Origin of the sequence: Flavobacterium sp. 38-13, from assembly GCF_001899155.1 — a bacterium.
In the GTDB taxonomy this organism is placed as follows: Bacteria; Bacteroidota; Bacteroidia; order Flavobacteriales; family Flavobacteriaceae; genus Flavobacterium; species Flavobacterium lindanitolerans.
Genome location: NZ_MKVG01000020.1, coordinates 281579 through 301798 on the forward strand (window position 1 = coordinate 281579; position 20220 = coordinate 301798).

A 20220-nucleotide genomic window follows, 5' to 3' on the forward strand; every position below is an offset into this window, starting at 1 on the left:
CATTATTTAGAAACTTATAATGATAATTCGATACTTAACCCAGATAGGCCGCTATTTTATTATGTTGAAGGAAATCTTTAACAAGCCAACAAAATGGTCCTATATGAAACAGCTTATCCTGAAGGAAATTGATGATTTGATTATCGGTTCATTGGGAATCGTTTCTTTTATTTCTTTCTTTATTGGAGGTGTTGTTGCCATCCAGACGGCACTCAACCTGACAAATCCTCTGATTCCAAAAACCCTGATTGCTTTCGCCACTAGGCAATCCGTTATACTGGAGTTTGCCCCTACCTTTATTTCCATTATCATGGCCGGAAAAGTAGGGTCTTTTATTACTTCCAGTATCGGAACAATGAGGGTAACGGAACAAATTGATGCATTGGAAGTAATGGGAGTCAACTCACTCAACTATCTTGTATTTCCGAAAATCATTGCCTTGATGCTTTATCCTTTCGTGATTGCCTTAAGTATGTTCTTGGGCATTTTGGGAGGTTATATGGCCGCCGTATATGGAAACCTGACTTCAAGCGATGAGTTCATTATGGGCCTACAGACAGAATTTATCCCATTCCATATCGTGTATGCCTTTATAAAAACAATGGTTTATGCCTTAATCCTGGCAACTATTCCTTCCTTTCATGGGTATTATATGAAAGGCGGTGCTTTGGAAGTCGGTAAAGCCAGTACCGTTTCCTTTGTCTGGACGAGTGTTGTGGTGATTCTCATGAACTATATTCTAACACAATTACTTTTAAGCTCATGATTGAAGTAAAAGATATAAAAAAGTCATTTGGCGATGCACAGATATTAAAAGGAATTTCTACCACTTTTGAAGCCGGAAAAACCAATCTTATTATTGGGCGAAGCGGCTCCGGAAAAACTGTATTGCTGAAAACATTGCTTGGAATCCATACTCCTGACGAAGGTACTATTGCTTTCAATGGGAAAATCTATTCCGAACTGACTAAAGACGAAAAAAGAGACCTGAGAACCGAAATCGGGATGGTATTCCAGGGAAGCGCACTTTTCGATTCCATGACAGTTGAAGAAAATGTAGGTTTCCCTTTAAAAATGTTTACTAATAAGAAAAAAAATGAGATACGCGACCGTGTCAATCAGGTACTTGAAAGAGTGAATCTGGTGGATGCCAACAACAAATATCCTTCAGAAATTTCCGGAGGTATGCAGAAGCGTGTAGCCATTGCAAGAGCTATTGTAAACAATCCAAAATACCTTTTCTGTGACGAGCCTAACTCGGGATTAGACCCTGAAACTTCTATATTAATTGACGTACTGATTCAGGAAATCACGAAAGAATACAATATGACAACTGTCATCAATACGCACGACATGAACTCGGTTTTGCAGATTGGAGAAAAGATTGTATTCCTGAAAAACGGATTAAAGGAATGGGAAGGAACCAATGAAGAAATTTTAGAAACGAAGAACAAATCAATTGTTGAATTTGTTTATTCGTCCGACCTGTTTAAAAAAGTGCGTGAAAGCCTTCTTGCCGATATCGAAGACGAAGACAAAGAAGAAAATAAATAATTAAAACATTGAATACAGACCCGGTAAATGAATCCCGGTCTGTATTTGTTTTTTTTCCTGTTACATATTAAAATGTATTCGGCATATTGTTATCAACCATTACTGATAATGATTGTCCATAATATCTTTATAGCTTTTGGGATTGTGTAACCACGGAACATGGCGTGAATTTAAAACTATAAACACCTTTGCTGTCGGATAACGGTCAATCACAAAGTTTTTACTTGTTTTATAGATATCCTGTTCACCATATAAGATAGTTATTTTAAAATCCGGATTCGACAATCCCTTCAAAAGCGGGTACTTTATGATTTCCGGCCTTGTCTTATTTATCGGAACTGCTTTCAGCAGATTAAAATACTCACTATTATCAGAAGTACCTGTAGGTATAAATCCGTCATTATAGTTTTTCATTACCTGTTTCAAAAGACGTTTATAGGCCTTATCACTTCCTAACATCCCCAGAAAGCTATTCATCCCCATTTTTGTCCATTGCCAGCCGGTAGTTTTCGATTTATTCAACTGCATTAGTTCTTTTTCAGTCTGCTTCCACTGAGTATTGGTTCCCGAACCGGGACTACACAAAAACAGGCTGAGTAAATTATCCACATATTTTTCAGCATAGATTTGGGCACAAAGTCCGCCCCAGGAATGTCCACACAAATGGAACTTATTAATTTGATAAAATTCCCTAATAGCTTCCAGATCGCTCAAATACGCTTCCATTGAATAATCTTTGCTTGCACAAGGTGATTTTTCTGCTCCTCTCTGGTGAAATGTAATGACTTGAAAACTGTCTTTTAATGAATTGACAACTTCTGTAAGATCGTTGGGAAAACCCGGACCGTCATGTAAGAGGATTATTGTTTCCTTATCAAAATTTGGATAAATAACAGTAAACAGCCTGTCTGCTTTATTATCGATAATATTGGTTTGCATTTGCTTATCGTATTTCAAGACCGGATAGTCATTGCCGGGCGATAGCTTCTGTAACTTCTTAATCTATTTCCTTTTCCGCAAGTTCCTTTAATTTTTCATTCATCCGATTAAAGCCTTCTTTAGTTTTCTTTGGATTGAACATCCATACAAACAGCCCTTTGAACTTTTCACTTTGGATAAAAGTTACAGTCCCGTCATGATTGTCTATGAGTTCAAATTTATGTTCTCCATCAAACAATCCTCTAAATAATACCTTGCCTCGCCAACTTAATTCCTTTTCGTCTTTTTTAGTAATTACGATGGGCCTGAAAGTCATTTTCTTTCCTCCAGGTGGATGAATGCTGACTTTGATTTTATTACCTCGCACAGCATTACCTTCTATGGTACTTATAAAAGGATTCCAGTTTGGGTAATTTTCAAAATCGGTAAGGATTGACCAAATTTTTTCAGGTGTTGCCTGAATAACAATTTCTGTTTTGATTTCTTTTGCCATAGCTGTTATACTCATCAAAAGGGTTGCTGATATTAAAAATAGACGCTTCATTTTGTGTGGTGTTTAATTGAACATCACAAAGGTCTGTTTTGCATAACGATATCGGCTTGACAAAAATCAAGAATTTAAGATAATTGCTTTTTTCTTATCCGGCTAAAAGTTTCAGGTGTCATCCCCAGCATTGAGGCAATGTATTGTAATGGAACCTGATTGAATAATTCTTTATTGTTTTCGAAGAAAAAATAATAGCGCTCTTCTGCGGTCATGGAAAGATGGCTAAAAACCCTGTCTTCCAGTATTGTAAAGCAATGTACAATAAACTGCTTCTCTAACTCAGGCCATTTCGGAAGAACAGTTTTTATCTTAGCGTATTCGCTTTTCCTGATGGTATAAATCTCCACATCAGTTAATGCCTGAATGGTCCAACGGGCCGGATGGTCAAAAATAAAACTGGATAAATCAGTAACGAAGTAACCTTTTGTAGAAATCCATTGTGTAATTTCTTTGGATTTAGTTTCGAGAAAAATTCTTAAAAAACCGGATTGAATAAAACTTAATCGGTCACATTTTTTACCTGTTTCCAGAAAAAAATCTCCTTTTTTCAATAGCTCCTGCTCAAATAAAGCGGTTATGGCTTTTAATTCTTGTGTGCCAGCAATTCCAAAATGTTGTTTCAGACTGATTTCAAACTCTGTCATTCTTTTTCACTTTTTGGAAATATCCTGATTTCCTTATTAAAGTCTTTTACGCTTTCGCTCAGATGGATTGAATAAAATTGATAAAAAAAGAGGCTGTTATTTTCAGGCAGCCTCTTTTTTTTATTTATTTACAATCTCTCGGATTCTCTTTATTTCCTGTTCTTTCCCTTTAGGATAAATCAACAGCACATCTTCCTTGTCCACAATGATATAATCGTTTAATCCATCAATAACGATTAATTTTTTAGCATCGGTACGAATAATATTATTGGAAGCATTTTCTAAAACTACAGACGCATTTACGACAGCATTCAACTGGTTATCTTTTGGAAGTTTTTCATACAAAGAGCCCCACGTTCCTAAATCATTCCAATCAAAAGTAGCCGGTAGGACAAACACATTAGGTGCTTTTTCCATAACTGCATAATCAATCGAAATATTTTCAGATTCGGCGTAATTCTCTTCAATAAAAACTTTTTCCAAATCAGAATTATAGGCTCCATAACCAAGCATAAATAAAGCATACATTTGGGGCTGATAGGTCTCAAAAGCCTGTATAATTGATTTTGCGCTCCAGATAAATATTCCGGCATTCCAAAGAAAATTACCACTCTTCAGAAATTCTTTTGCAGTTTCATAATCCGGTTTTTCCCGAAACTGGCTTACTTTTTTTACTTGGTTTGCATCCGACTTATCATATTCGATATAGCCAAAACCTGTATTTGGGAAAGCTGGCTGTATTCCCAGAGTCATCAAAGCATTGTCTTTTTCACAGAAGTCAAAAGCAGTCTGTAAATCGCTTACGAATGCCGTTTCATCTTCAATCCAATGGTCGCTTGGGGCCACAACTATAACGGCATCAGGATTTATTTTTTTTATTTTTAATGAAGCATATAAAATACAAGGAGCCGTATTTCTCATGGCTGGTTCAAGCAATACCTGTTCCTGGCTTACCTGAGGAAGCTGGCTTAAAACCAAGTCATTATAGCTTTCATTGGTCAGAATAAAAATATTTTCTTCCGGAATCAGTTTAGACAGCCTGCTGAAAGTTTTTTGAATCAGGGTTTCTCCCGTTCCCAACATATCGTGAAATTGCTTTGGAAACTCACTGGTACTAACCGGCCAAAATCGGGACCCCACACCTCCAGCCATTAATATGGCAAAATAGTTTTTATTCATCTTGGATAAATCATTTACACAATCTCTATGTAAATATTATTATTTCTTAATTCAAATCAAAATCGTTTAATCAACATTTAACATCTGGCCGGCAAAAGCTCAACCTCAGCATTGGGACTAAACAAATAGATTCTTCCCGTACTTACTTCCTGGCATTCGAACCTTTTGATTCTCTGAGCTCCTTTCTTAAATATTTTGCCATTATAAATCCTGAAAAAACTACCGTATGGTATTTCAAAAATATAATTCTTGTCGTTTTCCTTATCAAATTGCTTTAAGGCCAAAGACAAAGTCGCATCGGTATCACTACTTGCCGCAGGATTCCTAAAATGCCTCGCCATTAGCGGTAAAACCTGACTTGGAAAAATCTCAGGACGAATAAAAGGCACCATCAATTGCTGAAAGGTATATTTCCATTCGTTACCGTGAGGCTTAATATTCCTGCCAAACTTTTTAAAAGCCACAAGATGCGCAATTTCATGAATCAGCGTCATCAGGAACTTGTACTTATTCAGGTTGGAATTTATGGTAATTTCATGTTTCCCCCCCGGCCCTTTTCTATAATCACCATGGCGCGTTACCCGTTCATTAACTATTTTAAGATGGACCTCATTAGCCTTAATTAATTCGAAACAAGGCTCCACAGCATGTTCAGGGAGATATTTTGATAAGACTTCACTCATTATTACAAATTTATTTATTTTTGGTAGAAATGCTATACATTTAGAATATGATTGAGGAAATAAAAATATATTATGATGAATTAGCATCGACTTACGACCAAAACAGGTTCGGAAATTCCTATGGGACATATATTGACATCCAGGAAAGAGCCTATTTAAAAAAGTGTTTGCCTCACCTCAGCTCGGCTAACATTTTGGATTTAGGCTGTGGTACAGGAAGATTTTTGGACCTGGCAAGCCACGGAGTAGATATCAGTCCAAAAATGATTGAAGTTGCAAAGCACAAGTTCCCGGAGAAAAACATCAGTCTGGGCAGTATTTCTGATATTCCGCATCCTGATGCTTTCTTTGACATTATATTTTCTTTTCACGTCATAATGCATTTAGACAAAGCCACTGTAAATAATTTCCTTAAAGAGTCGCATCAAAAACTAAAAAAAGACGGGAAGCTAATTTTTGATTTCCCCTCTGAAAAAAGAAGAAAACTTTTCAATTATAAAAAAACAGGCTGGCATGGCGCCAATGCTCTTTCAATAAAAGATATCGAAAGTCTTATAATTCCAGACTGGACCATAAAATATTACCGGGGAATCCTTTTTTTTCCTATCCACAGATTTCCTTCTTCAGCCCGACCTTTATTGCAAAAAATAGATGCCTTTTTTTGCAAATCCTTTCTCAAAGAATATTCTTCCTACCTCGTCATCGAATTAGAAAAAGCTCAACCAAGTGAAAAAACTTATCCCAACCGCAATAAAGCTAAAATTCAGGATAATTAAAAGACAGATTACCGATTTAAAATTTATCTCGAAGAATCGCTTTGCCCAAAAAAGACCACAAGAAAACATATCCGGTTTCTCTATCACAATTAAACAGGAAATAAAAAAAGGAACCCATTTCGATAACAAAATCCATAATCTGAAACTGGCTTCCAAAGCAATCAATCAAATCTGTATCTATCCAGACGAACTTTTTTCTTTTTGGAAAATAGTAGGAAATCCTTCCGAAAGAAACGGTTTTAAAAAAGGACGGAATATCGTAAACCAGAAAATTTCTGAAGAAACCGGCGGCGGACTTTGCCAACTTTCTGGAATTATTTACCACACCGCTCTCCTAGCCAATTTAGAGATACTGGAAAGGCATAACCATTCTGTAGACATCTATTCCGAAGAAGAACGATTCACTCCTTTAGGGGCCGACGCTACTGTGGTTTATGGTTATAAAGACCTTCGGATTAAAAACAATAATCCCTTTCCTGTCCAATTTAAAATCGAAATTGAAGGTTCCAATATTAGTTGCTCCCTAAATAGCCAAAAAGAAATTGAAGAGCACCACGTGACTTTCAATATCATAGATAAAGGCAGAAAAATTGAAGTGGTTACTTTTATAGAAAATAAAAAAGTTGCAATTTCTTTCTACAATAAATTAAGGAGTTGAGGAAGATACCTGAAGGACTTTTCCGTTATAGAACTTATTTCCTTTAAGGGTAAAATCATAAATATAATCTGCCATTTCTTTAGCTGAAAGCGGCGCCTGATAACCCGGGAAAGCTTCAGCAAGCATTTCGGTCTGGACAGAGCCTAACGCTAATACATTAAAGGAAATACCTCTTTCTTTATATTCTTCAGAAAGCAGCTCCGAAAGTGTAATAACAGCTCCTTTACTGGAACTGTAGGCAGACAGTCCGGCAAATTTCATACTTCCCTGAATGCCCCCCATACTGCTAATCGTTACAACATGGCTTCCGGATTTTAAATAAGGCAATGAAATTCTTGTCAGCGAAGCAACACCAAAAACATTTACTTTATAAATCTGCTCAAAATCCTGTGTAGAAGTTTCCGAAAAAGGTTTTAACAACAACGCCCCTGCATTATGAACGATTGCATCAACCTGTTTCCAGGTAGAAGAAAGGAAGTTTTGGATTTTAGCCAAATCGGTTTCATTCGCCAAATCAACAGAAAGACAGGTAATATTTGGATTTTCTATTAATGCCTTTGGTGTTTTTCTGGAAATGGCCAAAACCTGATGACCCTCATTGGCAAATAACAATGCCAGTTCATAACCAATTCCTCTGCTGGTTCCTGTTATAATGATATTTTTCATCTCAATTTTTAAATCGCAAAGCTATCTTTGCATTATAAGTTATACTTTTCGAGATATAGATCTCTTAAATCTGCATAATTCTTTTAATCTGTGGCTAAATAAAATCCACAACCGAAGCCGATCGGTCAAAACCAATGTCTTATTAGTCATTAATTTTTTTTCAAAACTATTTCTTTTTTTGGAAGAATGGGTTAGTTTTCGCTAAAATAAAAAAATCCTGAGTCATTAGTCTTTTCAAAAATATATATCCCCACTCTGTCCAACCATAGAACCTATTCTGGCATCATTTGTCATAGATTTTCTCACTAATTTTATGCTTTATTAAGAGAATCATCTTTTTCCTACATTCTCAAAATGCCACTAAAATTGTTGAATTCCACACTTTTTAGGAGCAAATTCCACACTTTTACACAGATTCCCCATATTCCACAATAATTCAAAACATAAGAATGTTATTGATTTACAGGTATTTACATATAATTCGCATTACTTTCTCAAAATGGCACATTTCTTTCTATTAACTAATCGAAAAAGAAACACAGCTATTACCACAAAAAAATTGTTATGAAAAAGATTTTAGTATTAGCCGCATTAATATTGAGTTTTGGAGTAAACGCTGCGGCATTAGATAAAACGACAAATGAAATTTCCGTAACCCAGGAAAAACAATATAAACCTATTGAACCATCTGCTATTCCGGCTGATGTTTTAAAAACCATCAGTTCAAAATATGGCGGATATACAATAAAGGAAGCGCACGTTGCTAGCGACGGAGAATACAAGCTGGTCCTATCTAAAGATGACAAGACCGTTACGGCTTATTTCACGGCTACAGGTGAGTTTATAAAAGAAGCATAGTTTAAGTTAAGTTTGTTGAAGGAAGAATTTATAATTCTTCGCAATATAAAGGAGATGTGGGGGCATCTCCTTTATTGTTTTATATTATAACATATATTAACATTTAAAATTGGTTTAAAATTTTAAATTTGTGAAAACATTTATACCCCAATATGAGCTCGAAAATTTTGGTGATTGATGATGACACGTCTTTTTGCGTAATGCTGAAAACCTTCTTGCAAAAAAAAGGTTATGATGTTACCAACGCTTTCAACGCGAAAGAAGCTGAAGAAGCGATACGAAATCAAATTTTTGATGTTGTCCTTACAGATATCCGATTGCCTGACAGTGACGGTATTCAGATATTAAAATATATAAAAGAAACTTCTTTTAAAACCCAGGTTGTCTTAATGACCGGATATACGGATATTAAAACAGCGGTCAGTGCTATGAAAATGGGAGCTTACGATTATGTAGGCAAACCTATCAATCCTGACGAAATTCTCCATACTATAGAGCAGGCCTTAAAAAAGAGGCTCGAAAAACCGGAACAACAACCTGTCGCTGAAAAAAAAGATAAAAAGGAAACTTCTGATTTTGCTTTTGTAAAAGGGGGCAGCTCGACATCCAATCAGCTGCATGAATACATCAGTCTTGTTTCGCCAACCAACATGTCGGTACTCATTATTGGTGATAGCGGTACAGGAAAAGAATATATTGCCCACACCATTCACACACAGAGCAAACGAAAGGACAAGCCTTTTATTCCTGTGGATTGTGGTGCCATTCCTAAAGAACTTGCTTCAAGCGAATTTTTCGGACACATAAAAGGCTCCTTTACAGGTGCCATTAATGATAAAACGGGACATTTTGAAGCGGCAAACGGCGGGACTTTATTTTTGGACGAAGTAGGAAACCTTTCCTATGAAGTCCAGATTCAGTTGCTTCGTGCGTTACAGGAACGAAAAGTAAAACCGGTAGGAAGCAATCATGAGGTTAAGGTTGATATTCGTGTTATTGCCGCTACCAATGAAGACCTTTCAGAAGCAGTGAAGCGAGGTGATTTTCGTGAGGACCTTTATCACAGGCTGAATGAATTCTGCATTCAGGCTCCAAAACTGAGTGAAAGGAAACAGGATATCATGGTTTTCGCACACCATTTTCTGGCTTTGGCTAACGACGACCTTGAAAAAAACATCGAGGGTTTTGATGACGAAGTCATTGAACTATTTATGAATTATGACTGGCCGGGTAACTTACGTGAGATGAAGAACACCATCAAACGTTCTGTATTATTAACCAAGAGTAATTCTGTTCCTATTGACGTATTGCCACAGGAAATGCGTTCTGCCATTGAACAGGAAAACGCTATTCCGTATTATTCGAAAGAAAATGAAGAATCGGCTATACGCTCAGCTTTGGAAAAAGCAGGCTTCAATAAAACCAAAGCGGCTAAATTGCTGAATATCGATAGGAAAACGCTTTATAACAAATTGAAATTATACAGTATCGACCTTTAGTTTTTTAGTTGCTGAGCGACTTAGTATCTCAGCAGCTAAGTACTTAAGTACCCTATTTGACAAGCTAACTTCAAATCTACCTAAGAAATTCATTTTAGACGCGGATTTAAGGAAATCTATATCAATTATAAAAGGTGTGAAAAGCTCGTTTTCTATAACTTCTTATTTCGCAAACAAAACACACGACCTTAGTAACTCAGAACCTTAGCAACTTAGCATCTCTTTAACTAATTTCCTTTTCCAATTCAGAAATAAGGACTGATAATTTTTGGAAAATAATTGCTACATACTTTTCCATTTCTTCCTTATCGTATTCCAAACTCTGGTCTTCTATTGGTTCTAAGAGGTCTGAAATTGAATATACTTCCATTTGTTTCAGCATCGGAATCATTTTATGGGCAACTTCCGACATCCTTTTCAGGTTCATTTCACAGGTAGCTTGTCGCAACGCTTCGGTGTTTTCGGAAACGCTGGCAATAAAAGTATCCACAATTAATTTTAAAGAAACCGGATCGTTTTGGGTAAACTTATTCAGGCTTGACAAGTCAAATAATTTTTCATCTTTTCTGGCTTCCGCTACCTGAACAGCAACGTCTACGGGTTTTCCATTAAATATGGATTTCATAAGAAGCAACAACTCTTCCAGGCGCAATGGTTTTGGATGAAATGCCGTAAATCCTTTGCTTGTAAAATCTTCAGGATTAAGGTTTCTTTTACCAGATAAGGCAATTACAGGAATAGCTGCTACTTCCGGATTATTGTTATTGCGAATAATTCTCACTAATTCAAATCCGTCAATATTAGGCATCTGTATATCGCTCAGGACAAGGTCAAATTGTTCGTGCTCCAACAGATTTCTCACTTTGGCTGCGTCAACCAGTGTAGTCACTTTTACTGGATAATTCGCGAAAATTTCTTTCATAAGCGAAAGCTGCATCGCATCGTCATCAACAATCAAAATTCTTTTGTCTTTCAAAAATTCCGTTTCCGAATCTAAATTTGGAACACCAACCTCAACAGCCTCAGCTTCCGATTTTATAGCCGGAATCGTAATCGTAAATATGGAACCTTTATTTTCTTCACTATCTACCACGATATTTCCATCTAAAAGCTGTAGCATTCTTTTCGCAATCGTCAAGCCAAGACCAGTTCCTCCAAATTTCTTTTCTATTCCGGCATGCGCTTGCGTAAACTCTTTAAAAACCGCTTTTTGCTTGTTCTTTGCAATCCCGATTCCGGTATCGATTACAGAAACAACAATGGTGGCCGATTCTACCCTGGCATGAACCTCAACAGATCCTTCCTGGGTGAATTTTATAGCGTTTGAAATCAGATTGGTCAAAATTTGCTTCAGCCTGTAAGGATCTGATATAAAATTGTCATCCAATACTTCTTCCACATCCCAATTGAGCTCTATTCCTTTATTCTCTGCATTTGGCTCTAATGGTTTGCAGGTACTTTCAATCAGGTCTTTAAAATTAAAGCTGACTTTCTCAATATTAATGCGGTTGTTTTCCAATTTGGAGAAATCCACCAAATCATTAACCAGCTTTAATATATAATTTGAAGAATGTTTTATATTATCTAAGTATTGTAACTGTTTTGGATTAACATCGGTATTTTTTAACAGGTCTGAAAAACCGATAACGCTTCCCAATGGCGTCTGTATATCGTGCGTAACGGTAGCCAAAAGCATCATTTTACTTCGCAACAGGTCTTCTTTTTCCGCATTTAACGCTTCAAGCTGGTTTCTGTAGTTTTGGTTTATAGTAAGGTCTCTTATTATTATGTAACCAAAAACAATCAGGAGACAGAATGTTATGGCACCAACCCATGCAATAGTTTGGATTGTATTATCAATAGCCCGTTTGGATTCATTAATTTTTGCATATGATTTTTCCAACATCTGCTTTTCTAAAGAAGAAAGTACGGTTCGGAGCTGGTCGGAAATATATCGGTTTTCATCAAGCATTTTCTGCTCCTTTCCCACTAATTCATATTGTTTATCAATTTCTCTTGAAGCTTCTTTCCGTATTGCTCCTTGAATAGCCATAGTAAGTGAATCATTGGAAAGCGGCAGTTTGCTCAAAGAATCCAGCTGTTTTTTCGTAAGTACTTCGTTTAAAAACGAACGGTACTGCTGTCTTCCCGAAAACTGCACCGGTTTTATTTTTTTGACCAATGAATCTTTAGTGTAATATACCTTTCTTTCGGCTCTTTTATAGGTTGCCCTTGTATCGAGATATCTCCTGAATTCTATAATTTCATTGATACTGTTTTTCTTTCGCTGCAAGAGGTATTGAATCGTATCCAGTTTGGGAAGCTGTGTTTTATCGGCTTCTGACTTTATAGCTTCAATCTCTAATTTTATACTGTCAAGCAGCTTAGTATATTCATTAAGATCGGCTTTAGAACCTGTCAATATTGAGTTTCTCCCGACAGTTTCAGAAGCATATAAACTGGCAATAGCATTACTGACACGGATTACCTTTTGGCTGTCTGCATTGGCATTATTACTGGGAGTGGCAATTTTTAGGATTTCAGAATAGATAAACCAGACCGACAAAGCGGCTATTACAAAAAGCAACAAATACCCTATAATAACTTTTACTTTTAAAGATCTCGGTTTTTGACTCATGAGGATAAAGATAGTATTTTAAAATAATTTGTTAAAAAAAAATCCAGCAGAAACTGCCGGATTTTTTTAACGTCAAAATTTGACAAATTTATGCATTCAGGATACTTCTTGAAATTACGATTCTTTGAATTTCTGAAGTTCCTTCATATATCTGGGTGATTTTTGCATCACGCATCATTCTTTCTACATGGTATTCTCTAACATATCCGTTACCGCCATGAATCTGTACCGCTTCAATGGTAGTATCCATTGCTGTTTGAGAAGCAAACAATTTTGCCATTGCTCCTGATTGTGAAATGTCTTGTCCAGCATCTTTTTCACAAGCCGCTTTCAGGCAAAGCATTTCTGCCGCACTGATTTGCGTTGCCATATCTGCCAGTTTAAAAGCAATGGCCTGGTGCTTGGAAATTTCTTTCCCGAAAGCTTTTCTTTCTTTTGAGTATTTCAATGCCAGTTCGTAAGCTCCGGCTGCGATTCCAAGTGCCTGAGAAGCGATTCCGATTCTTCCTCCATTCAGTACCGCCATTGCAAAATTGAATCCGAAACCTTCTTCACCGATTCTGTTTTCTTTTGGAACTTTCACATCTGTAAACATTAAAGAATGTGTATCAGAACCGCGAATTCCCATTTTTTGCTCTTTCGGGCCAATTTCAAAACCAGCCCATCCTTTTTCAACAAGGAAAGCATTAATTCCTTTATGTCCTTTTTCAATATCGGTTTGAGCAATTACAATATAAGTAGAAGCTGTAGCTCCGTTAGTAATCCAGTTTTTTGTACCATTCAAAAGGTAATGGTCACCTTTGTCAATTGCTGTTGTTTTTTGAGAAGTCGCATCACTTCCGGCTTCCGGTTCAGAAAGACAGAAAGCTCCTATTACTTCACCTTTAGCCAAAGGCACAAGGTATTTTTGTTTTTGTTCCTCATTGCAGTATTTCTCTATACCTGCACAAACAAGTGAGTTGTTCACAGACATTACTACTGCTGCCGAAGCATCTACTTTTGCAATTTCTTTCATTGCCAAAACATAAGAAACACTATCCAATCCGGCTCCACCATATTTCGGGTCAACCATCATTCCAAGGAAACCTAAATCGGCCATCATTTTGACCTGTTCTGTTGGGAATTTTGAATGTTCGTCTCTTTCAATTACACCTGGAAGCAGTTCTGCCTGAGCAAAATCTCTTGCCGCTTGCTGAATCATCAGATGTTCTTCGGTTAGTTTAAAATCCATAATTTTAAAGGTATTATTTGCCGTTTTATTGTTTTTGTGCGCCCAAATGTAAATATTAAATATCAAATTTTCAATAAGATTGCCTAATTTTGGCGCTATGGCTAAAGAAAACTATAACGTTATCGGAGTTATGTCAGGCACATCCTTGGATGGTATTGACCTGGCCCATATAATTTTTAGTCGGTTGGAAAACCGCTGGCACTATCAAATTGAGGAAACCAAGGCAGTTCCTTATACGGAAGACTGGGTTTACAGACTAAAAAAAGCAGTAGATTTTTCACTAGAAGAACTCGAAAAACTAAATACAGATTATACCTTATTATTAGGGAATGTGATTTCTGATTTTATTGCAGCAAATCAGTTGGAAAATCTGGATGGTGTATGTTCTCACGGACATACAATCCTGCACCAGCCCCAAAACGGTTTTACCTTACAGATTGGAAATCTTCCGGAAATAGCAAAACTTACCAATCAGAAAGTAATCTGCGATTTCCGCGTACAGGATGTGGATTATGGCGGACAGGGAGCTCCATTGGTTCCAATTGGTGACCGTTTCCTGTTTCCCGAATATGATTTTTGCCTGAATCTTGGCGGCTTTTCTAATATTTCCTTTGAACAGGATGGTAAAAGAATCGCATTTGATATTTCTCCTGTCAATACGGTACTTAATTTTTATGCCGACCTATTAGGTTATGAATATGACGACAAAGGAACGATTGCCCGAAGCGGAACTATTTCCGAACTATTATTGCAGGAACTTAACAACATTGATTTTTATGCTCAGGCCTATCCTAAATCCCTTGGCTATGAGTTTGTAAAAACAATCGTACTGCCAATGATGGAAAGACATAATATTTCCATAGAAGACAAATTGCGGACTTTTGCAGAGCATATCGCTATACAGACTTTGTTAGCCGTTCCTAAAAAAACAGGAAACCTTCTGGTAACCGGAGGTGGCGCCTATAATGAATTTTTACTCGAGAGAATGGCCTTCCATTTGCCTGAAATGAAATTCGAAGTGCCGGATGACAAAACAGTACAATATAAAGAAGCGCTGATTTTCGCCTTGCTTGGCATTTTAAAACTGCGAAATGAAGTGAATGTATTGGCTAGCGTGACCGGAGCCAAACACGACCACAGTTCCGGAAAAATATTCCTGCCTTAAACGGAATTTCTAAAACTTTGCGCATTGATGCTTTTAAAACTATATTTGCAAACCAATAAAAAACAACATACAAATAATACAATATAATGAAAGATTTACTTAAGAAATTTGAGAATAAAGAGCCTGAAATAATATTCAACTGGAAAGATTCCGAAACTGAAGCCGAAGGGTGGACAGTAATCAATTCGCTTCGCGGTGGTGCTGCCGGAGGTGGAACAAGAATGAGAAAAGGACTTGACGTGAATGAGGTTCTCTCTTTGGCAAAAACCATGGAGGTAAAATTTTCAGTTTCAGGGCCGGCAATTGGCGGAGCTAAATCCGGCATCAATTTCGACCCGAACGACCCAAGAAAAAAAGGCGTTTTACAAAGGTGGTATAAAGCCGTTTCTCCTTTATTGAAAAGCTATTACGGAACCGGAGGCGATTTGAATGTTGATGAAATCCACGAAGTAATTCCAATGACTGAAGAATGCGGTGTATGGCACCCACAAGAAGGAGTTTTCAACGGACATTTCAAACCAAGCGAAGCTGATAAAATCAACAGAATCGGACAATTGCGTCAAGGTGTTGTAAAAGTTATCGAAAATCCTATCTACTCTCCTGATGTAAACCAAAAATATACAGTAGCCGACATGATTACCGGTTTTGGTGTTGCGGAAGCGGTGCGTCATTTCTATGACATCTACGGCGGAAACATCAAAGGTAAAAAAGCCATCGTTCAGGGATTTGGAAATGTAGGTTCTGCCGCGGCTTATTACCTGGCTAATTCGGGAGCGAAAATCGTGGGTATTATCGACAGAGATGGCGGAGTTATCAACGAAAACGGTTTTACTTTTGAAGAAATCAGAAATTTATTCGTTAATAAAAACGGCAACCAGCTTGTAGCTGACAATATGATTCCCTTTGCTGAAATCAACCAAAAAATATGGACTATCGGTGCTGAAATCTTCACTCCGTGTGCTGCTTCAAGATTGGTTACTCAAGAGCAATTAGACAATATGGCGGCTGCCGCATTGGAAGTGATTTCATGTGGTGCCAACGTTCCGTTTGCTGATAAAGAGATTTTCTTTGGCCCGATTATGGAAGCTGCCGACAAAAAGATAAGCCTGATTCCTGACTTCATTTCAAACTGCGGAATGGCAAGGGTATTTGCTTATTTCATGGAGAAAAAAGTACAGATGACAGACGAAGCTATCTTTAGCGATACTTCTGAAACCATCAAAAATGCAATCCAGAAAGCGCATGACCTGAACGCTGACAAGAAAAACATCAGCGCCACTGCTTTCGAAATTGCCCTAAAACAGTTGGTCTAATTATTGATAGTATTCAGATAACATTTTTTCGATAATTACGTTATCTTTATCAAGCATAATTCGCAAAAACTATGAATGTCACCCTTTCTGACGAACAAAAAAAGTCCTTAGCCATCACAACAGCTTTGTTTGCGTTGCTGCTATTGCTTTTGTTTCTGATCAAATTTGCTACTGAGGAAAGAATCCAGGAACTTGCCGGAGGCGGAGGTGGAGGCGTGACCGTAAATTTTGGCGATAGTGAGTTTGGTTCTGGTGCTGATTATACCAGTGAGGTTTTAAAAGTAACCCAAACGACAAAATCAGCACCACAGCCAACAGCCAGCTCACAGGAAGACATTTTGACGCAAGACTCTGATGAGGATGCTGTTTCTGTTACCGAAACAAAAAAGCCTGTCAAAACAGAAGTCAAAAAACCAACCATTACTCCGACTGAAAAAAAACAACAACCATCCAAATCCACAAATGATGCACTTTCCAGCATTTTGGGTGGTGCCAATAAAGGCGGTGATGGTGACGATGGAATATCGGGAAATAAAGGAAAGCAGAATGGTGATAAAAATTCCAACAATTATTATGGTGATGGTGGCTCTGGCGGAGGAACCGGAGGCGGAAACGGACCGGGTAACGGTCCCGGAAATGGACCGGGAAGCGGACCAGGCTCTGGTGGCGGAAGCGGAGGCGGTTATTCGTTAGGAAACCGAAAAGCTTTGTCAAAACCAATGCCCAACAGCGATTGCAGTAATGAAACCGGGGTTGTTGTTGTTGAAGTGTCTGTAGATAAAAACGGCAATACCATTAGCGCTACAGCCGGAATCAAGGGAACTACCATTACAGCCAAATGTTTAAGAGACCAGGCAAAACAAGCCGCCATGAGAACCAAATGGCAGGCAAGCAGTGATGCCCCTGACCGCCAGGTTGGTAAAATCATTTATAACTTCGGCTTAAATTAAATTACTGAAATCATCTCCTGATGACCTATACCGAAACCTTAGACTGGATGTTTAGCCAGCTGCCAATGTATCAAAAACAAGGCGCTTCGGCTTACAAAGAAGACCTGACCAATACTGTTTTATTAGCCAACCATCTTCATCATCCGGAAAAGAACATTAAAACAATTCATGTAGCCGGAACTAACGGAAAAGGCTCTACATCTCATTTTCTGGCTTCGATTTTACAGGAAGCCGGATATAAAACCGGACTCTATACTTCTCCTCATTTAAAAGATTTCAGGGAAAGAATAAAAATTGACGGCAAAGAAATCTCAGAAGATTTTGTGATACAGTTTATCGCTGCAAACAAATCTTTTTTTGAACAGAACCAGTTGAGTTTTTTTGAAATGACCGTTGGACTGGCCTTTGATTATTTCCGTCAGGAAAAGGTAGATATTGCCATTATTGAAGTGGGTATGGGCGGGCGATTGGATTCCACCAATATCATTTCTCCTTTACTTTCTGTTATTACCAATATCGGGATGGACCATGTACAGTTTTTAGGCAATACGATGGAAAAGATTGCTTTTGAAAAAGCCGGAATCATCAAACCAAAAACTCCTGTAGTTATTGGAGAATATACTACAGAAACGAGACCCGTATTTGAGAAAAGAGCAACAGAAATGCAGTCTGAAATATACTTCGCTTCCGATTTAATCAACACTACCTTCCCTTCTACCCTTACGGGAGATTATCAGGAACAAAATAAGAAAACCGTATTACAGGCCGTTCGCGCACTGCAGTCACAGGGTAATTTTCTAATTTCAGAAGAAAATATAAAAGACGGATTCTGGAATGTCATAAAAAACACCGGATTGCAAGGACGTTGGCAGCAATTAAAAGAAGCTCCTAAGATAATTTGCGATACAGCCCATAACAAACACGGACTGGAAATTGTTATGAAACAGGTTGCTCGTCAAAAATTTGACATTCTGCACATTGTTTTGGGTGTTGTAAACGACAAAGATATGGATGATGTACTGCCTCTTTTTCCAAAAAATGCCAAATATTATTTTTGCAGGCCAAATATTCCCCGCGGACTAGACGCAACAGCATTACAAGAAAAAGCAGCAACTTTTGGACTTAACGGAAAAGTATACTCCTCTGTTGCAGAAGCTTACAAAAACGCTTTAGATAATGCTTCTGAAACGGATTTTATCTACATTGGCGGAAGCACATTTGTAGTGGCAGAAATTTTATAATTTTTACGAATATTGTTTGCAGATATAAAAAAACAGTCTATATTTGCACTCGCAAACAAGTTCACCGAACACCATTACAATAATCAAAATGATGTGAGGTAGTCAGGGCGATTAGCTCAGTTGGTTCAGAGCATCTGGTTTACACCCAGAGGGTCGGGGGTTCGAATCCCTCATCGCCCACAGAAACTTAAGCCTCACCAGGAAATCCTAGTGAGGCTTTTTCTTTGGCACAACGTTTATAAATTTTGCCACAGGATGTTTGTTTTCAGCAATGGCTAAAAAAGTAAAACCCCACTAACAGCTTTCTCCCGACCTTCACAATACATCTGTCAATCCAGGCACCTATCTTTACTTTCAGACTTGTTTACTTACTAACTGCATCATAAAAAAATCCCAAACTCTTATCAGAATTTGGGATTTAGTTATTAAGCAATTGTTTTATTTATCTTTTTATAATTTTAATAATTTTAGCGAAATCACCACTAGTTACCTTAACAAAGTAATTCCCTGACGGTAAATTCGAAAATTCCACTACTCCGTCATTCGCATTTATCGATTTGGCATATACCTCCTGGCCCAATACATTATTTACACTTATAGTATTAATTGTATGGCTATATTTAATGTACAGCACGTCCGAAGTTGGATTTGGATAAAAACTAAGTTTCGTATCATTAAAAGAATTCGTACCCAATGCAACTGAAACCGTTACCGGATATGGAATGCTTCTACAGCCTTGACTAGTCGTATAGACTGCATAATAAGTAGCACCGTTCACCAAAGTTGTAGTGCCATTCAGCGGACTAGTATTTGATATTGCATCCGATTCAGATGCATACCAAACAACAGTTGACGGACTGATAACAATATCAGAGATTGTTGCATCACCGGAAACGTCAACGGTTATTGTCTGGGACGATTCACCAACCGGAGATTCCGAATTGTTTATGGTTAAATTTAATATTGCCGTGTTGGTACATCCGGAAGCGTTGGTCGTAACATGGGTGTACGTTCCACTCGTTGTGTAAGTCGTTCCGTTTGCTGCCCAGGTATAACTGTTGCAGGCCGTTTCGGTAAGGCTTGATGTCGTGCTGTTGTTGATGGTCAGGTTCAGCGTTGCGGTGTTCGTGCATCCGGAAGCGTTGGTCGTAACATGGGTGTAGGTTCCGCTCGTTGTATAAGTCGTTCCGTTTGCCGCCCAGGTATAGCTGTCACAAGCAGTTTCGGTAACACTCGATGTCGTACTGTTGTTGATCGTAAGGTTCAGCGTTGCGGTGTTTGTACATCCGGAAGCGTTGGTCGTAACATGGGTGTAGGTTCCGCTTATTGTGTAAGTCGTTCCGTTTGCCGCCCACGTATAACTGTCGCAGGCCGTTTCGGTAAGGCTTGATGTCGTACTGTTGTTGATAGTAAGGTTCAGCGTTGCGGTGTTTGTACATCCGGAAGCGTTGGTCGTAACGTGGGTGTAGGTTCCGCTTGTTGTGTAAGTCGTTCCGTTTGCAGCCCAAGTATAACTGTCGCAGGCCGTTTCGGTAAGGCTTGATGTCGTGCTGTTATTGATGGTCAGATTCAGCGTTGCGGTGTTTGTACATCCGGAGGCATTGGTCGTAACATGGGTGTAGGTTCCGCTCGTTGCGTAAGTCGTTCCGTTTGCCGCCCACGTATAACTGTCGCAAGCC

The 20220-nt window shown here is 38.1% G+C and carries 19 protein-coding genes and 1 tRNA gene; 11 read left to right on the forward strand and 9 right to left on the reverse strand.

Features of this window, described 5'->3' with window-relative positions:
* Positions 1–16: 16 nt before the first annotated feature.
* On the forward strand, positions 17–766 hold the full coding sequence (locus tag BGO88_RS15845) for an MlaE family ABC transporter permease (protein ID WP_286707574.1): 750 nt from the start codon (positions 17–19) through the stop codon (positions 764–766).
* On the forward strand, positions 763–1554 hold the full coding sequence (locus BGO88_RS15850; RefSeq protein WP_286707520.1) for an ABC transporter ATP-binding protein: 792 nt from the start codon (positions 763–765) through the stop codon (positions 1552–1554). The genes BGO88_RS15845 and BGO88_RS15850 overlap by 4 nt, the downstream gene beginning before the upstream one ends.
* Before the next feature lie 99 nt (positions 1555–1653).
* Here BGO88_RS15850 and BGO88_RS15855 read toward each other — a convergent pair whose 3' ends face one another.
* The 5 genes from BGO88_RS15855 to BGO88_RS15875 all read right to left on the reverse strand — a co-directional run bounded on the left by BGO88_RS15855 (position 1654) and on the right by BGO88_RS15875 (position 5546).
* The gene (locus BGO88_RS15855) at positions 1654–2493 is read right to left on the reverse strand and encodes an alpha/beta hydrolase (protein ID WP_286707521.1); all 840 of its coding nucleotides are present in this window, start codon (positions 2491–2493) and stop codon (positions 1654–1656) included.
* A gap of 58 nt (positions 2494–2551) precedes the next feature.
* Complete coding sequence (locus BGO88_RS15860) at positions 2552–3037, reverse strand: SRPBCC domain-containing protein (protein WP_286707522.1); 486 nt, start codon at positions 3035–3037, stop codon at positions 2552–2554.
* 74 nt (positions 3038–3111) lie between these two features.
* Positions 3112–3684: a Crp/Fnr family transcriptional regulator gene (locus BGO88_RS15865; RefSeq protein ID WP_286707523.1), complete on the reverse strand. Its 573-nt coding sequence runs from the start codon at positions 3682–3684 to the stop codon at positions 3112–3114.
* A 120-nt stretch (positions 3685–3804) separates the two neighbouring features.
* A complete protein-coding gene (locus BGO88_RS15870) occupies positions 3805–4863 on the reverse strand; it encodes a mannose-1-phosphate guanylyltransferase (RefSeq protein WP_286707524.1) in 1059 nt (352 codons plus the stop codon).
* Positions 4864–4940: 77 nt separating this feature from the next.
* Entirely contained in the window at positions 4941–5546 is a 606-nt protein-coding gene (locus BGO88_RS15875; RefSeq protein ID WP_353743422.1) for a SprT-like domain-containing protein, read from the reverse strand.
* A 47-nt stretch (positions 5547–5593) separates the two neighbouring features.
* On the opposite strand from BGO88_RS15875, the gene BGO88_RS15880 reads away from it, so the two are divergent.
* Together BGO88_RS15880 and BGO88_RS15885 are read left to right on the forward strand one after the other, a co-directional pair.
* The gene (locus BGO88_RS15880) at positions 5594–6322 is read left to right on the forward strand and encodes a class I SAM-dependent methyltransferase (protein WP_286707526.1); all 729 of its coding nucleotides are present in this window, start codon (positions 5594–5596) and stop codon (positions 6320–6322) included.
* Entirely contained in the window at positions 6273–6980 is a 708-nt protein-coding gene (locus BGO88_RS15885) for a VanW family protein (protein ID WP_286707527.1), read from the forward strand. The genes BGO88_RS15880 and BGO88_RS15885 overlap by 50 nt, the downstream gene beginning before the upstream one ends.
* On the opposite strand, the gene BGO88_RS15890 is transcribed toward BGO88_RS15885, so the two are convergent.
* On the reverse strand, positions 6969–7646 hold the full coding sequence (locus BGO88_RS15890) for an SDR family NAD(P)-dependent oxidoreductase (protein WP_286707528.1): 678 nt from the start codon (positions 7644–7646) through the stop codon (positions 6969–6971). The two genes, BGO88_RS15885 and BGO88_RS15890, sit on opposite strands and share 12 nt — an antisense overlap.
* A 564-nt stretch (positions 7647–8210) precedes the next feature.
* Between BGO88_RS15890 and BGO88_RS15895 the strand changes: the two genes are divergently transcribed.
* Entirely contained in the window at positions 8211–8504 is a 294-nt protein-coding gene (locus BGO88_RS15895; protein WP_286707529.1) for a hypothetical protein, read from the forward strand.
* Positions 8505–8656: 152 nt separating this feature from the next.
* Entirely contained in the window at positions 8657–10003 is a 1347-nt protein-coding gene (locus BGO88_RS15900) for a sigma-54-dependent transcriptional regulator (protein ID WP_286707530.1), read from the forward strand.
* A 223-nt stretch (positions 10004–10226) separates the two neighbouring features.
* Here the strand turns inward: BGO88_RS15900 and BGO88_RS15905 are convergent, their stop codons facing one another.
* Positions 10227–12641, reverse strand: coding sequence for a hybrid sensor histidine kinase/response regulator (locus BGO88_RS15905; RefSeq protein WP_286707531.1), 2415 nt, complete (start codon positions 12639–12641; stop codon positions 10227–10229).
* 88 nt (positions 12642–12729) lie between these two features.
* Positions 12730–13872 (reverse strand): acyl-CoA dehydrogenase, encoded by a 1143-nt coding sequence (locus BGO88_RS15910; RefSeq protein WP_056069107.1) that lies wholly within the window; start codon positions 13870–13872, stop codon positions 12730–12732.
* A 97-nt stretch (positions 13873–13969) separates the two neighbouring features.
* On the opposite strand from BGO88_RS15910, the gene BGO88_RS15915 reads away from it, so the two are divergent.
* From BGO88_RS15915 to BGO88_RS15935, 5 genes are all read left to right on the forward strand, one after another.
* Entirely contained in the window at positions 13970–15037 is a 1068-nt protein-coding gene (locus BGO88_RS15915) for an anhydro-N-acetylmuramic acid kinase (protein WP_286707532.1), read from the forward strand.
* A gap of 86 nt (positions 15038–15123) precedes the next feature.
* Positions 15124–16350 (forward strand): Glu/Leu/Phe/Val dehydrogenase dimerization domain-containing protein, encoded by a 1227-nt coding sequence (locus BGO88_RS15920; protein ID WP_286707533.1) that lies wholly within the window; start codon positions 15124–15126, stop codon positions 16348–16350.
* A gap of 71 nt (positions 16351–16421) precedes the next feature.
* A complete protein-coding gene (locus BGO88_RS15925; protein ID WP_286707534.1) occupies positions 16422–17300 on the forward strand; it encodes an energy transducer TonB in 879 nt (292 codons plus the stop codon).
* 20 nt (positions 17301–17320) lie between these two features.
* Complete coding sequence (locus BGO88_RS15930; RefSeq protein WP_286707535.1) at positions 17321–18541, forward strand: bifunctional folylpolyglutamate synthase/dihydrofolate synthase; 1221 nt, start codon at positions 17321–17323, stop codon at positions 18539–18541.
* A gap of 105 nt (positions 18542–18646) precedes the next feature.
* Positions 18647–18721: transfer RNA gene (locus BGO88_RS15935), tRNA-Val, on the forward strand.
* Positions 18722–18983: 262 nt separating this feature from the next.
* Here BGO88_RS15935 and BGO88_RS15940 read toward each other — a convergent pair.
* Positions 18984–20220, reverse strand: a 1237-nt coding sequence (locus BGO88_RS15940) for a T9SS type A sorting domain-containing protein (RefSeq protein WP_286707536.1), incomplete at its 5' end; no start/stop codon positions are given.